The following is a 13,264-nucleotide window of genomic DNA, read 5'->3' on the forward strand; positions in this document are numbered from 1 at the left end:
ATGAAATTCCTGATTCAATGGCTGGCAGCGATGCTGCTGGCTTTCCTGTCGGGCAGCCCTGCCCTGGCGGACGATTTCCTGGCGCCCGAGCAGGCATTCGGCTTGCGCGCGGAATTGCGGGCGGATGGCCAGCTTGCCCTGCATTGGTCGATCGCGCCGGATTATCATCTTTACCGCGACCGCATTCTCCTGCGCCGCGATGGTGTGCTGCTGCCGGTTTTGCTGCCGCCAGGGAAGCGCAAGTATGACGAGAATTTCGGCAAGGAGATGGAGACTTATGCGGGAGAGCTGGCTTTGCAGCTTCCCTGGCAGGGCCGTGCCGGCGCGACCTTGACCGTCGGCTACCAGGGCTGTGCCGATGCCGGCTTGTGCTATCCCCCGCTTGAGCGCCGCTACCGCATCGATCCGGCGCGGCCGGGCGTACTGGCAGCCCTGCCCGATGCCGTGCCGGGCCAGACGGCGAACGGGGCCGGAACCGGCGCCGTGCCAGCGGACGGCGGCGCGACCGCGGCAGCCAGTGCCGCAGGTGCGCAGGGACCGGCGGCAGGCGGCGCTGCGGCCGGGGACCGGGCGGGCGGGCGCGATGCCGGGCGGCGCGGCGCGGAAATGACAGCGGAGGATGACACTTCGCTGGCGCAGCGCACGCTGCAAAGCGGCAGCGCGTGGCGGATTGGGGCGGCCTTCCTGGCCTTCGGGCTGCTGCTCTCGTTCACGCCGTGCGTGCTGCCGATGGTGCCCATCCTGTCCTCCATCATCGTTGGCGAGACGCATGTGACGCGCCAGCGCGGCCTGCTGCTGGCGGCCGCGTACAGCCTGGGCATGGCCCTGGTCTACACGTCGCTGGGCGTGGCAGCGGGGCTGGCGGGAGAAGGCCTGGCGGGCGCGCTGCAGAAGCCCTGGGTCCTGCTGACCTTCGGCGCACTGCTGGTGGCACTGGCGCTGTCGATGTTCGACGTCTACCAGTTGCAGTTGCCCAGCGCCCTGCAGACGCGCCTGAGCTCCGCCAGCGGCAGGCTGTCCGGCGGCCGCCTGGCGGCGGTGTTCACGATGGGCGCCGTCTCGGCGCTGATCGTCGGCCCATGCGTGGCCGGCCCGCTGGCGGGAGCGCTGCTGTACATCAGCCAGACCGGCAACGCCCTGACCGGCGCCGGCGCCCTGTTCGCAATGACCTGCGGCATGAGCGTGCCGTTGCTGCTGACCGGCCTGTCGGCCGGCAGCCTGCTGCCGCGCGCCGGCGCCTGGATGAACCACGTGAAGAAAGTCTTCGGCCTGCTGCTGCTCGCCGTCGCCATCTGGATGGTCAACCCGCTGTTGCCGGCGCCCGCCAGCATGGCACTGTGGGGTGCCTTCGCCATCCTGTGCGCCGTCTTCCTGCGCGTGGCCGAAGCGCTGCCGCAGGGCGCCGGCGCGGGAGCCTGCGCAACGAAAGCGCTCGGCGTGCTGATGCTGTTGGGCGGTCTGTTCGAACTGGTCGGCGCGGCCAGTTCGGGACACGATGTGCTGCAGCCGCTGGCCCACCTGCGCGGCGGCGGGAACGGTGCTACCATTGCCGGCGCGGCTGCGGGCCATGCACATAATGCCGAACCCCGCTTCACCCGCGTGCGCACTGTCACCGAGCTTGACCAGGCCCTGGCTGGTGCGAAGAAACCGGTCATGCTGGACTTTTACGCCGATTGGTGCATCTCTTGCAAGGAAATGGAACGCCTCACTTTCACCGACGCCCGCGTGCAAGCCGTCATGCAGGACATGCACCTGCTGCAGGCCGATGTCACAGCCAACAGCGAAGAAGACCGCGCCCTGATGAAGCGCTTCAGGCTTTTCGGCCCGCCCGGCATCGTGATGTTCGACGCCAACGGAAACGAAGTGCCGCAGGCGCGCACCATCGGCTACCAGCCACCCGAAAAATTCCTGCGCCGCCTGGAACTTGCGGCCAATAACCCTGAAAGGACCATTCAGTGAAACGCACCCTCTCCTTCCTGCTCTGCGCCGCCCTGCTGCCTGCCGCGGCCTTCGCCGGAGACAAACCGGCACACTGGAGCTATGAAGGCGCCACCGGCCCGCAGAACTGGAGCAAGCTGGAACAGGACTTCAGCACCTGCAAGCTGGGGCACAACCAGTCGCCGATCGACATCCGCAAGACCAGCAAGGCCAAGCTGCCGCCGCTGGAATTCGCTTACAGCCCGTCGCCGCTCAAGATCCTCGACAACGGCCACACCATCCAGGTGAACTACGCCGCGGGCAGCAGTGTCACCATCGACGGCAAGCGCTACGACCTGCTGCAATTCCATTTCCACAAACCAAGCGAAGAAAAGATCAATGGCCGCAGCTATCCGATGGTGGCGCACCTGGTGCACAAGAACGCGGAAGGCAAGCTGGCCGTGGTAGCGGTGCTGTTCAAGAAAGGCGCCGGCAACCCGCTGGTGCAGACCCTGTGGGACGCCCTGCCGACGGAAAAGGGCGAAGCCCAGGAAGTAGCCGGCGTGAACATCGATATCGGCAAGCTGCTGCCGGCCACGCAAGGCTATTACAACTTTGCCGGCTCATTGACCACCCCGCCATGCAGTGAAGAGGTCAACTGGTTCGTGCTGAAAACGCCGGTTGAAATGTCGGATGCGCAGCTGAAGCGCTTCGCCACGGTCTACAAGCACAACGCCCGCCCGATCCAGCCGCTGAACGGCCGCACCGTCCAGGAAAGCCTGTAACCCTCAGCAGCGGGCCTGGGCCCGCTTGCAGCGATCGCGTCCCTGCCGCTTGGCGGCATACATGGCCGCATCGCTGCGCCGCAGCAGTTCTTCCGCCGGTTGCGCATCATAGGGAAACACGGCCAGCCCGATGCTGGCCGACACGAATGCCGGCTGCTCTCCGGCCAGCCGCACCGGGGCACGCACGGCGGCCAGCGCCCGGTCCAGGATTTCCTCCGCCTCGCCAACATCGTTCAGCCCCGCCAGCAGCAGGACGAATTCGTCGCCACCGAGCCGCGCCACGGTGTCGTTGGCGCGCACCACTTGCTGCAGGCGTCCCGCCACCTCCACCAGCACCGCATCGCCTGCCTCATGGCCGTAAGTGTCGTTGACATTCTTGAAACCGTCCAGGTCCATCACGCACACCGCCACCAGCTTATCGGCGCGCGCGGCAAAGGCCAGCGCCTGCTGCAGCCGGTCTTCCATCAGGCGCCGGTTCGGCAGGCGCGTCAGCGGGTCCAGGAAGGCCATCTTTTCGATCTCCTCCTGGCGTGCGCATTCGTCCGTGATGTCGGTGAACAGGCCGAAGTAATGCTGCACCTTGCCGTACTCATCGCGCACCGCGCTCAGCGTCAGGTGGGCCGCGAACAGCGAACCGTCGGCGCGCTTGTCCCACACCTTGCCCTGCCACTGGCCGGTGCCCAGCAAGCCTTGCCACATCGCCTTGTAGAATTCCGCGTCCTGCCTGCCGGACTGCATGATGCGCGGATGCTGCCCCACCAGTTCATGGCGCGCATAGCCGCTCATGGCGGCGAAGGCGCGGTTGGCCTCGACGATGCGCATGTCGCGGTTGACCACCAGGATGCCTTCGGAAGTCGCATCGAACACCTTGGCCACCAGGTGCTCGCGCGCGGCGGCGCTGCGCATGCGCTGGCGCAGCAGGCGGGAAATTCCCGTCACATGGCGAAACATCAGCCATGCCGTCAACGCTGCGGCCAGCAGGGCGCCGCACACTGCGGCGAGCGAGATTTCCAGCGTGGCCGCCATGCCATCCCCCTACTCCAGCACCACCTCTTCCAGATAGTCCGGCACGCGGCAGGGCCACTGAAGCTGCTCGGAAATGCGCAGCCTTAGTGCATCGGCTGCCGCCGGTTCGCCATGCGTGACGAACACCTGGCGCGGGGTGGCCGAGGAGTGCGACAGCCAGCCCAGGATTTCGTCGGCGTCGGCATGGGCCGACAGGTTGCCGATCAGTTCAACGCGAGCCCGCACGGGGTAATACTCGCCGTGGATCTTGACCGAAGTTTCGCCGGCCAGCAGGCGGGCGCCGCGCGTGCCCGCCGCCTGGAAGCCTGCGAACAGGATGGTATTGCGCGCATCGCCGGCAAAGGCCTTCAGGTGGTGCAGCACGCGGCCGCCGGTCGCCATACCGCTGGCGGCAATGATCACCATGGGCGCCTGGCGCCGATTCAGCGCCATCGATTCTTCCACGCTGTTGACGATGTGCGCCACATGGCCCAGGGCACGGCAACTGCGTTCGTCCAGCCGGTGCTGGCCCTGGTGCCTGATGTAGAGCCGCGTCGCATCCACCGCCATCGGGCTGTTCAGGTAAACCGGCAGTGCCGCCGGAATCGCCCCGGCCTCCTTGAGCTTGCATATTTCATACAGCAGTTCCTGAGCCCGTCCCACTGCAAACGAGGGAATCACGGTCACGCCGCCACGGGCTGCCGTCTTGCTGATGACCTCAGCCAGCTTGCCGCCCGGATCGGACACGTCGTGGCGGCGGTCGCCGTAAGTCGATTCCACCACCAGGTAATCGCATTTCCCAAGCACGGTCGGCGGCCGCATGATCGGGTCGTTCGGCCGTCCCACGTCACCCGAAAACATCACGGTACGGCCGGCGCAGCGCACCGATACCGAAGCCGCGCCCAGGATATGCCCCGCCAGCTGGAAGCGCGCCATCATGCCTGGCGCCGGCGAGAACTCATGGCCGACCGGCACCACCTCCAGGTGCTCCAGCGCGCGCAGCGCATCGGCTTCCGAGTACAGCGGCAAAGCCGGCTTGTGTTTGGAGAAATTGTGGCGGTTCGCATACAGCGCCTCCTCTTCCAGCAGCCGGCCGCTGTCGGGCAGCAGGATGTGGCACAAGTCGCGCGTGGCTTCCGTGCAGTACACCCGGCCGCGGAATCCGGCACTGGCCAGCACCGGCAAAAAACCGCTGTGATCGAGGTGTGCGTGGGTCAGCACCACGCTGCGGATGGTATCGGGCGGCACAGGAAAGGCCTCCCAGTTGCGCAGGCGAAGCTGCTTATAGCCCTGGAACAGGCCGCAATCGACCAGGACCTGTTCGTCGCCATGGCGCAACAGGTATTTGGAGCCGGTGACGGTGCCGGTGGCACCCAGGAATTTAAGTGTGAGCATGTTTGCAGCATAGCCAAGGCCCGGCACAAAATATTTGATCTAGGTCAAGGAGCGCCCCCGCAAAATGCGGCAGTGCGAAAATGACATTGTTGCCTTGCGAGGATGTAGAATCAGGGCCTTTGACCATTTCGACACCAGGACGCCATACATGACAGAACTGAAACGGGGCCTGAAGAGCCGCCACATCCAGCTGATTGCGCTGGGCGGCGCCATTGGCACGGGCCTTTTCATGGGCATTGCGGACACCATCAAGCTGGCCGGGCCTGCCGTGCTGCTTGGCTACGCAGTGGCCGGCTTCATTGCCTTCCTCATCATGCGCCAGCTGGGCGAAATGGTGGTCGACGAACCGGTAGCCGGCTCGTTCAGCTACTTCGCCGACAAATACTGCGGCCACATGGCCGGCTTCATGTCGGGCTGGAATTACTGGGTGCTGTATGTGCTGGTCAGCATGGCCGAACTGACGGCGGTCGGCATCTACGTCCAGTACTGGTGGCCCTGGATGCCGACCTGGGTCAGCGCCCTCGCCTTCTTCCTGATCATTAACGCCATCAGCCTGGCCAATGTGCGCGCTTACGGCGAGATGGAATTCTGGTTCGCGATCATCAAAGTAGCGGCAGTGGTCGGCATGATCGTGTACGGCGGCTACCTGCTGGTGTCCGGCAACGCCGGACCGGAAGCGGCCGTGGCCAACCTCTGGCAGCACGGCGGCTTCTTCCCGAACGGCGTGTCGGGACTGGTGATGGCGATGGCCGTCATCATGTTCTCATACGGCGGCCTGGAGCTGGTGGGCATTACCGCCGCCGAAGCCAGCAACCCTTCCGAAACCATTCCAAAGGCGACCAACCAGGCCATCTACCGCATCCTGATTTTCTATGTCGGCGCACTGGGCGTGCTGCTGTCGCTTTACCCGTGGCAGAAAGTGGTCACCGGCGGCAGCCCGTTCGTGATGATCTTCCACGCCTTGAACGCCAACTGGGTGGCGAACGTGCTGAATGTCGTGGTGCTGACCGCCGCGCTGTCCGTCTACAACAGCGGCGTCTATTCCAACAGCCGCATGCTGTACGGCCTGGCCAGGCAGGGCAACGCGCCGAAAGCCCTGCTGAACGTGAACAAGCGCGGCGTGCCGCTCGCTGCGCTGGGCGTATCGGCGCTCGCCACCGGCATCTGCGTGGTGCTGAACTACTTCATGCCCGGCAAGGTGTTCGGCTTCCTCATGGGGCTTGTGGTGTCGTCGCTGGTGATCAACTGGGGCATGATCAGCTGGATCCACCTGCGCTTTCGCGCCCGGAAAAACGCCGAAGGCCACGAGACCGGCTTCAAGAGCTGGGGTTACCCGTTCACCAACTATCTTTGCATGGCGTTCCTGGCCGGCATCCTGCTGATCATGTTCATGACCGAAGGGCTGCGTATCTCGGTATACCTGATTCCGGTGTGGCTGCTGGTGCTGTTCATCGGCTACCGCTTCCGCGGCGTACCTGAAAAGGCCGTCGCGTAATGACCAAGGTCGCGCTCCTGACCATCCACGGCATGGGCGAGCAGCCGCTCGACTATGCCGACGATATGCGGCGCGCGCTGTCGCACCGCATGGGCGCGGCCTTCGCCAACGTCGACGTGCACAGCGTGTACTACCAGCACCTGCTCAAGCCCAATGAACTGGACGTATGGAACCGCACGCGCGAACGCTCCACGGTGCGCTACGAGCAGCTGCGCAAATTCATCCTGTTCGGCTTTGCCGATGCGGCGGGGCTGGAGAACCGCAAGGAGTACGACAATTCGGTCTACGAACAGGCGCAAATGGAGATCGCGCGCGCCCTGCTGGCGATTCTTGCCACACGCGGGCCGGATACGCCGATCGTCATGCTGGCGCATTCGCTGGGCTGCCAGGTCATGTCCAGCTTTATCTACGATGCACAGAAGCGGGCCGGCGGCGGCCTGGTCTCGGCCGGCATCTGGAAAGCGGGCCGCATGGCCGACAGCCTGAGCGCGGAGCAGCGCAAGTTCCTGCAATGCGGCACGGCGCGGGCCTTCGTGACCACCGGCTGCAATATCCCGGTCTTCGTCTCCGCCCACCAGCGCATGGACGTCAAGCCGATCATCAAGCCCAATCCCGGCTTCCGCTGGCTCAACCTGTACGACCCCGACGATGCGCTCGGCTGGCCGCTGCAGCCGCTGGAAGGCGGCTACGAAACGCTGGTCGAAGACCGCGTGGTGAACGCCGGCCAGGGCATCCTCGACTTCATGACCAAGAGCTGGAATCCCCTGTCCCACACCGCCTACTGGACCGACGACGAAGTCATCAAACCCCTGGCCAGCACCCTCCTATAAAGAGAAAAGTCGGGGTCAGGTCCGGCAATCGGACATTTTGCGCAGCAAAATGTCCGATTGCCGGACCTGACCCCGACTTTCATTTTGCTGCCTCGGCGGCTTGGCGCTGCTGTTCGATGCGGCGGATTTTTTCTGCTACCTTGGCCAGCTCTTCGGGCGGTACGCCGGCTTCGCGGCCTTGCTCGAGGTCGGCCTGCAGGCGCGTCAGCTCGGGGCCGGCCGCTTGCGCGTAGGCTGCCGCCAGGCGCCGCTTTTGCGCCAGCTGGTGGGCGGCATAGGCCTGCGGGTCGGCCAGTACGCTGGCATCCGGGTGTTCGGCCGGGGCGCCGCGCTCGATCGGCGGGGTGCGCGCGTCACCTGCTTCGCGCGCCTGCGACAGCGGCAGCCAGGCTGGCGTGCGCGTGTCGACGGGCGGGATCGGGACGCGGCGCAGGCCATCGCCCTCGCCTTCGCCGTTCGCGGCCACGACGGCGGCCGGGGCGGCTGGCGGCATCGGTGCCGGCGGCCGGGCGACGGGTACGGGTGTTGGCGGCGTGGCTGCCTGGCCGCCAGCGGGATCGGCCGCTTCCCGATTGCCGGCGAGGTACCACTGGCCAACAACTGCGCCCAGGATGACGGCGATCACTGCGCTGCTTTGCCAGCGTTTCATTGGGCCTCTGCGATTTCTATCCGCGCCGAGCGGCGCGCGTTTTCCATCATCTCGCCCAGCTGCTGCATGGCTTTCTTGAGCGCGATCATGCGGCTGGCCTGGTAGCGTACCGTTTCCGATTGCAGCGGATGGGCTCCATGCAGCTGTTCTTCGACCAGCACGATTTCCCACCAGGCAGCTTCGTTCGGGCCCACCGGCGCGCGGATCGGGGACGATGGCTTGCCCGGCTGCTGGCTGAAGGCCAGGCTGGCAAGCCAGTCCTTGCTGCCATCGGCGCTGATCCAGCCGAGGTCTCCGCCTTTGGCTGCGTCGGCGGCGCGCGACATCTTGCGGGCGGTGGCGGCAAAGTCGGCGCCTCCCTGCAAGGATTTCAGCACGCGCTGCGCCTGCGCTTCATCGGCGACGCGGATGTGGCGGGCGCGGACCTTGTCGATGCGGGCAAACAGGTCTTTGTGCTGGTAGTAGAAGGCTTCGATTTCCTGCGCGCTGGCCTCGCCTGACAGGCGGTTCAGCAACGGGCTGCCGGAGTCGGTGTCGAGGCCCACGCCGTACAGTTGCTGCAGCCTCAGCACGGCCTCTCCGTCGGCAATCGCCTGCTGCAGGTCGGCTACGGCGTCGGCGCCGTAGCGCTGGCGGGCCCAGTGCAGCACGAAGGCGTTGGCCATGATACGGCGCGCCTGCACGGCAGCCACGCTGGCCGGCTGCTGCGACAGGGCCAGGCGGCCCTGCACGTTCTGGCGCCGGTACACGTCGTACAGGGTCACGCTCGCCGCTTCGCCGCCGGGAAGCCGGTAGCGCAGCACGTCGATCGTGCCGGCCAGTGACTGCTGTTCGCCGGACAGTGCGATTTCCAGCTTCAACGGACCCGGGCGGCCGAAGATGGCCTCCAGTTGCGGCGCCGGAATTGCCGGCTGTGCGGTGACCAGGCTCTCCAGCGTGGCGCCGGGCAGCACCCTGACCGCCCCATCGAGGTCCTTTCCATACACTTCGCGCAGGGTTGCGACCAGGCGCTCTTCGACCGTCACGTCCGGGGCGAAGGCGACCGACAGGCTGGCCGCTTCGCCCGGCGCCGGAGCGCTTGCTTGCGCCGACAGCAGGCGGCTGTCGATAAGGTCTTCCAGCGCGGCACGCCGCTCCAGTTTGGGCTTGGCGGCGCGGCGCTGCTGCCACAGCGTATCCACGGTGAAGGCGTATAGCGGCTCGCCGTCGATATGAGCGGCAACCGCGGCGGCAGGCGGTGTTGCGGTGCCCGCCACCGCGTGGACACCGGAGAGCGCGGCGAGGACGGCACCGGCGGCGGCCCGGGCAGCGATGGCCCGGACGGCGCTGCGCACGAGGTGGCGGGCGGCCATCAGTTGGCCAGGCGCTCGGCGGCGCGGTTCAGCACGTGGACCACCATGGCGATGGAGTGCGGAATCATTTTCCTGCCGACCGTGACGCGGTCGCCGTGCGCGCTCGACGACAGCACGATGCCGCCGTTGGCATACGAGTAGGTGCCGCCTTGCGTCAGCAACGGACGAATGTCGCTGCCGCCCGCCGCCACCGGCGTGAAATCGGCCATGGCGGCGGTCACCAGCGCGGAGTCGTTCAGGCGTTCACGGTCGTAGTAGTCGTACACCCATTGCTCCCAGCCCGAGTGGTCGTGCGCGGAGGTGGTCCAGGTGTGGTGCGGCTGCAGCAGGTCGGTGGTATGCAGCACGAAGCCCAGCGACTGCGCGGTAGGCTGCGCCAGGAATTGCGAGAACCAGTACTGGCCCAGGTTGTCGATCGGCTGGAATGGCGCAGCTTCGAAGTCCGCGTACATCGACGGCGTGGAATAGCCGCCCAGGCGGTAGTGCGCTTCCGTGATGGCGTAGGTGTTGTACTTGCTGCCGTCGCCGAACCAGCCTTTCAGGCCGCCCGCGCCGTCGTCCAGGTAATCGCCATACAGCCAGCTCGCTGCCAGCTTGTCGATATCGCCTGCCACGGCCAGCTTGGCGAAGTTGTAGCCGCCGAACGGATTGCCGTGCACGTCGCGCCCGGAGGTGTGGTTCTGGAAGTGCCAATAAGTGGTGTACTTGACGATGCTCGCCCCCGCCCCCCAGACCGGCGCCATCTGGCAGTTGCCGGTAGTGGCGCCGCAAATATAGGTGTCGGCAAAGTCGTCGACATCGTACGCGCCCTGCCCCAGCGCTGCCGCGAACTGGTCCATCGTGTAGCCGGCGCGCGTCACGCCGGCCAGCAGCTTGTTGTAGTTGGTGGTACCAGGATTGGCCTTCATGTAATTGACTGCGTCCAGCACGATACGACGGTGCGTCTCCTGCTGCCATGCGTGGGCCGGAAGGCTTACTGCGGATGCTGCCAGCGCGAGGCTGGCAGCGATGGTGCTCAGTTTCATCTGGTGTCTCCTGGTTGAAAAGAGTCCAGACGATAGCGTCAAATTATGACGAACAGATGAAAAAGTCTTCTAAAAATATTAACAACTCAGAATTGCTCCCACTGGTCGGCACCGGCGGCCCCGGCGACCTTGCGCTGCCGTGGCGGGCGCACCGCAACCGCTGTGGAAGCGGCCGGCTGGCTGGCATTGCGCAGCACCGGCGCCGACTTCAGGTGGGCGACACCGATACGGAAGGCGCTCACTGCCTGGGCCAGCACTTCCGCCTGGTCCTGCAAGGCTTGCGATGCGGCTGCCGTTTCCTCCACCAGGGCGGCGTTTTGCTGCGTGACCTGGTCCATCGAGGTGATCGACTGGTGCACCTGGGCGATACCGGCGTTCTGTTCGGCAGTCGCGGCGCTGATCTCAGCCACGATATCGGAGACCTGCTTCACGCTCGCCACCACGTCGCTCATGGTGTCGCCGGCCCGCACCACCAGCCTGGTGCCGGAATCGACCTTCTCCACACTGTCGTCGATCAACGCCTTGATTTCCTTGGCCGCTGCGGAAGAGCGCTGCGCCAGGCTGCGCACCTCGGTTGCCACCACGGCGAAGCCGCGCCCTTGTTCGCCGGCGCGCGCCGCCTCCACGGCGGCATTTAGCGCCAGGATATTGGTCTGGAACGCGATGCCGTCGATTACGCTGATGATGTCCACGATCTTGTGCGAGGAAGCGTTGATCGAGGCCATGGTGTCGATCACTTCCTTCACCACCTCGCCGCCCTGCACCGCGATCTGCGAGGCATTTTGCGCCAGCTGGTTGGCCTGGCGCGCATTGTCCGAATTCTGGCTCACGGTGGACGTGAGCTCCTCCATGCTGGAGGCGGTTTCCTCCAGCGCCGCGGCCTGCGCCGAGGTGCGGTTATTCAGGTCGCCGGTGCCAACGGCGATCTGGCGCGATGCAGTGCTGACCGCCTCCGCCGCCGAACGCGCCGTGCCGACTACGCCGCCAATCTCGCCCAGCAGCTTGTTGAAGGCCACGCCGGCGTGGCCGATTTCATCCATGCGCTCCACTTCGACCTGGTGCGTCAGGTCCAGGGAGGAGCTGACGTCTTCCATCGTGCCCTGCATCTTGTCCAGGCCACCGGTGATCACGCGGTACATCTTGTAGCCCATGAATCCCACGACCAGCAGCACCGCCACGGTGACCCCGACCAGGACGGTGACAGCCCTCGCGTAATCGGCATCGCTGTCGGCTTTCACCTTGGCGATCAGCTTCTGGTTGTAGGCTACGTGGTCATCAAGGCTTTTCTTCACGCCGGCAGCGCCCAGCGCCAGCGGCGAGCCGGCAACCAGCGTGGCGCGTACGCCGTCCATATCGCCCGCGTGCGAGGCGGCAATGAACGGGACCAGGGCCTGGCGGTAAGTCTCCATGGCGGCCTTATCCTGCTCCAGCATCTTGCGGTCGGTCTCGTCGAAGACATTGTTCTTCGCATAGTCGGCCAGCACCTTATCGAAGTTGGCGTGGGCATCGTTGTACGCCTTGTCCAGCGCACTCTTGTCGGGCAGGTTGGAGAACACCGACAGCCGGTAGCCGGCCAGGCGGCTATCGCTCACCGCCGCCTTGGCGGCATTAATCGCCGAGACGCTCGGGATCAGGCGCGTCTGCACCAGTTCCATGCGCTGCTGGGCATCGCGCAGCTGCCACAAGCCCTGTGCACCGACAAACAGCAGGCCGATAAATGCAATTGCCAGGGTAATCATCAATCGATTGCTGATCTTCATGATGGGTCTTCTTCCTATGCAAGTGAATCATGCTGTTCCTGGCCGGCGCGCGGCCAGTGCAAGGCAATGCCTTCAGAATTGCGTAGCCAGCGATTCGTGGAAGATCGGCGGCTGGATGTCCGAACCGAAGCCGTTGTCGAGCTCCTCCAGGCGGCGCATCGGTACTTCCTTCAGGTCGGCAATCGTCGGCGTCCAGCGCAGCATGCGGTCGGACTCGAAGCGGTCCACCGCGCAGGCAATCGCATAGCCGCTCATGGCGCCGACGCGGCTGCGGGCCTGGGCCTGCGCTTCGCGGATGGCCAGCACATAGCGCTCCAGGGTCATGCCGGTCGCAGGGGCCTTGCCCACTTTTTCGCGCAGGCGCGTCAGCAGGTCCGTGTGCGTTGCCAGCAACTCCATCAGCCCGGAGCCCGGCCGGCCGGTGGCGACATCGTGTTCGCCACGAATCAGGTAGGTAACGGCCAACGGCTTATGGTTGCTGGTCACGACGCGAATACTGCCGCCTACCATCGACATGATGCTGAAATAGATCCCGTCTTTCATCGCGGCCTGGCCGTCCTGCGGCATCAGTTTCAATTGCTGGATCTCGATGACGATGCTGCCGTCGGCATTGGTAAACAGCGCGGCGACGCCGGCCAGGGTCGGCGGCGTCGGATAGGTCGTGTAATCGCCCAGCGGGCGGAAGCCGCGCGTGGCAAGCTGGGTCGCGTAATCGTCGATCAGGCGCCAGTCAACCTGCTGGCGCGCCAGCGGGCTGTCGCGGTCGATGCGGACATAGGAGGTGAGCTCCTCCAGCCGGGCCAGCATGCCCTTGCGGATCTTGTAGGCGGTACGCAGGAAAGTCAGCAAGGCAACGCCGCACACCAGGATGCCCAGCCACAGCAGGCCGCCGGGCGTTGCAGGCAATGGCGTGAGGAAGACGGCAAATGCGGCACACACGAGACTGTTGAATACCGAATTCCTGATGATTGCCTTCTTCAAATGCAGCGCCATACACTCTCCCAATAGATGGGGAAAATTATAGCGACGCAGATGGGCTTAAAAATGCACG

At 65.4% G+C, this 13,264-nt stretch carries 11 protein-coding genes; 4 read left to right on the forward strand and 7 right to left on the reverse strand.

The genetic code is table 11. From position 1 onward, the window contains the following. Together dsbD and ACWBU6_RS19230 are read left to right on the forward strand one after the other, a co-directional pair. Positions 1-1,959: a protein-disulfide reductase DsbD gene (dsbD, locus tag ACWBU6_RS19225; RefSeq protein ID WP_452645002.1), complete on the forward strand. Its 1,959-nt coding sequence runs from the start codon at positions 1-3 to the stop codon at positions 1,957-1,959. Further along, positions 1,956-2,702, forward strand: a complete 747-nt coding sequence (locus ACWBU6_RS19230) for a carbonic anhydrase (protein WP_452645003.1) — start codon at positions 1,956-1,958, stop codon at positions 2,700-2,702. The genes dsbD and ACWBU6_RS19230 overlap by 4 nt, the downstream gene beginning before the upstream one ends. 3 nt (positions 2,703-2,705) lie before the next feature. Here the strand turns inward: ACWBU6_RS19230 and ACWBU6_RS19235 are convergent, their stop codons facing one another. Then, entirely contained in the window at positions 2,706-3,728 is a 1,023-nt protein-coding gene (locus ACWBU6_RS19235) for a diguanylate cyclase domain-containing protein (RefSeq protein ID WP_452645004.1), read from the reverse strand. Between the two features lie 9 nt (positions 3,729-3,737). Beyond that, positions 3,738-5,102 carry an MBL fold metallo-hydrolase RNA specificity domain-containing protein gene (locus ACWBU6_RS19240; RefSeq protein WP_452645005.1) on the reverse strand — a complete coding sequence of 455 codons (1,365 nt, stop codon included), beginning with the start codon at positions 5,100-5,102 and terminating at the stop codon, positions 3,738-3,740. A 148-nt stretch (positions 5,103-5,250) separates the two neighbouring features. Here ACWBU6_RS19240 and ACWBU6_RS19245 point away from each other — a divergent pair, with 148 nt between their 5' ends. Then, on the forward strand, positions 5,251-6,597 hold the full coding sequence (locus ACWBU6_RS19245; protein WP_452645006.1) for an amino acid permease: 1,347 nt from the start codon (positions 5,251-5,253) through the stop codon (positions 6,595-6,597). Beyond that, entirely contained in the window at positions 6,597-7,427 is an 831-nt protein-coding gene (locus ACWBU6_RS19250; protein WP_452645007.1) for a hypothetical protein, read from the forward strand. The genes ACWBU6_RS19245 and ACWBU6_RS19250 overlap by 1 nt, the downstream gene beginning before the upstream one ends. 79 nt (positions 7,428-7,506) lie before the next feature. Here ACWBU6_RS19250 and ACWBU6_RS19255 read toward each other — a convergent pair whose 3' ends face one another. The 5 genes from ACWBU6_RS19255 to ACWBU6_RS19275 form a co-directional block, all read right to left on the reverse strand. After that, positions 7,507-8,076 (reverse strand): hypothetical protein, encoded by a 570-nt coding sequence (locus tag ACWBU6_RS19255; RefSeq protein WP_452645008.1) that lies wholly within the window; start codon positions 8,074-8,076, stop codon positions 7,507-7,509. Then, on the reverse strand, positions 8,073-9,428 hold the full coding sequence (locus ACWBU6_RS19260; RefSeq protein ID WP_452645009.1) for a peptidylprolyl isomerase: 1,356 nt from the start codon (positions 9,426-9,428) through the stop codon (positions 8,073-8,075). The genes ACWBU6_RS19255 and ACWBU6_RS19260 overlap by 4 nt, the downstream gene beginning before the upstream one ends. Next, complete coding sequence (locus ACWBU6_RS19265; RefSeq protein WP_452645010.1) at positions 9,428-10,453, reverse strand: phospholipase; 1,026 nt, start codon at positions 10,451-10,453, stop codon at positions 9,428-9,430. The genes ACWBU6_RS19260 and ACWBU6_RS19265 overlap by 1 nt, the downstream gene beginning before the upstream one ends. 86 nt (positions 10,454-10,539) lie before the next feature. Continuing rightward, on the reverse strand, positions 10,540-12,213 hold the full coding sequence (locus ACWBU6_RS19270; RefSeq protein ID WP_452645011.1) for a methyl-accepting chemotaxis protein: 1,674 nt from the start codon (positions 12,211-12,213) through the stop codon (positions 10,540-10,542). Positions 12,214-12,285: 72 nt separating this feature from the next. After that, positions 12,286-13,206 carry a hypothetical protein gene (locus ACWBU6_RS19275; protein ID WP_452645012.1) on the reverse strand — a complete coding sequence of 307 codons (921 nt, stop codon included), beginning with the start codon at positions 13,204-13,206 and terminating at the stop codon, positions 12,286-12,288. Positions 13,207-13,264: the final 58 nt, after the last annotated feature.

It is taken from the genome of Pseudoduganella sp. HUAS MS19 (assembly GCF_053615455.1).

Bases quoted from the DNA above. Each gene is read 5' to 3' on its own strand.
- ACWBU6_RS19260 (WP_452645009.1), bottom strand. From the start codon at position 9,428: ATGGCCGCCCGCCACCTCGTGCGCAGCGCCGTCCGGGCCATCGCTGCC.
- ACWBU6_RS19265 (WP_452645010.1), bottom strand. From the start codon at position 10,453: ATGAAACTGAGCACCATCGCTGCCAGCCTCGCGCTGGCAGCATCCGCA.
- dsbD (WP_452645002.1), top strand. From the start codon at position 1: ATGAAATTCCTGATTCAATGGCTGGCAGCGATGCTGCTGGCTTTCCTG.
- ACWBU6_RS19240 (WP_452645005.1), bottom strand. From the start codon at position 5,102: ATGCTCACACTTAAATTCCTGGGTGCCACCGGCACCGTCACCGGCTCC.
- ACWBU6_RS19235 (WP_452645004.1), bottom strand. From the start codon at position 3,728: ATGGCGGCCACGCTGGAAATCTCGCTCGCCGCAGTGTGCGGCGCCCTG.
- ACWBU6_RS19250 (WP_452645007.1), top strand. From the start codon at position 6,597: ATGACCAAGGTCGCGCTCCTGACCATCCACGGCATGGGCGAGCAGCCG.
- ACWBU6_RS19255 (WP_452645008.1), bottom strand. From the start codon at position 8,076: ATGAAACGCTGGCAAAGCAGCGCAGTGATCGCCGTCATCCTGGGCGCA.
- ACWBU6_RS19270 (WP_452645011.1), bottom strand. From the start codon at position 12,213: ATGAAGATCAGCAATCGATTGATGATTACCCTGGCAATTGCATTTATC.
- ACWBU6_RS19275 (WP_452645012.1), bottom strand. From the start codon at position 13,206: ATGGCGCTGCATTTGAAGAAGGCAATCATCAGGAATTCGGTATTCAAC.
- ACWBU6_RS19245 (WP_452645006.1), top strand. From the start codon at position 5,251: ATGACAGAACTGAAACGGGGCCTGAAGAGCCGCCACATCCAGCTGATT.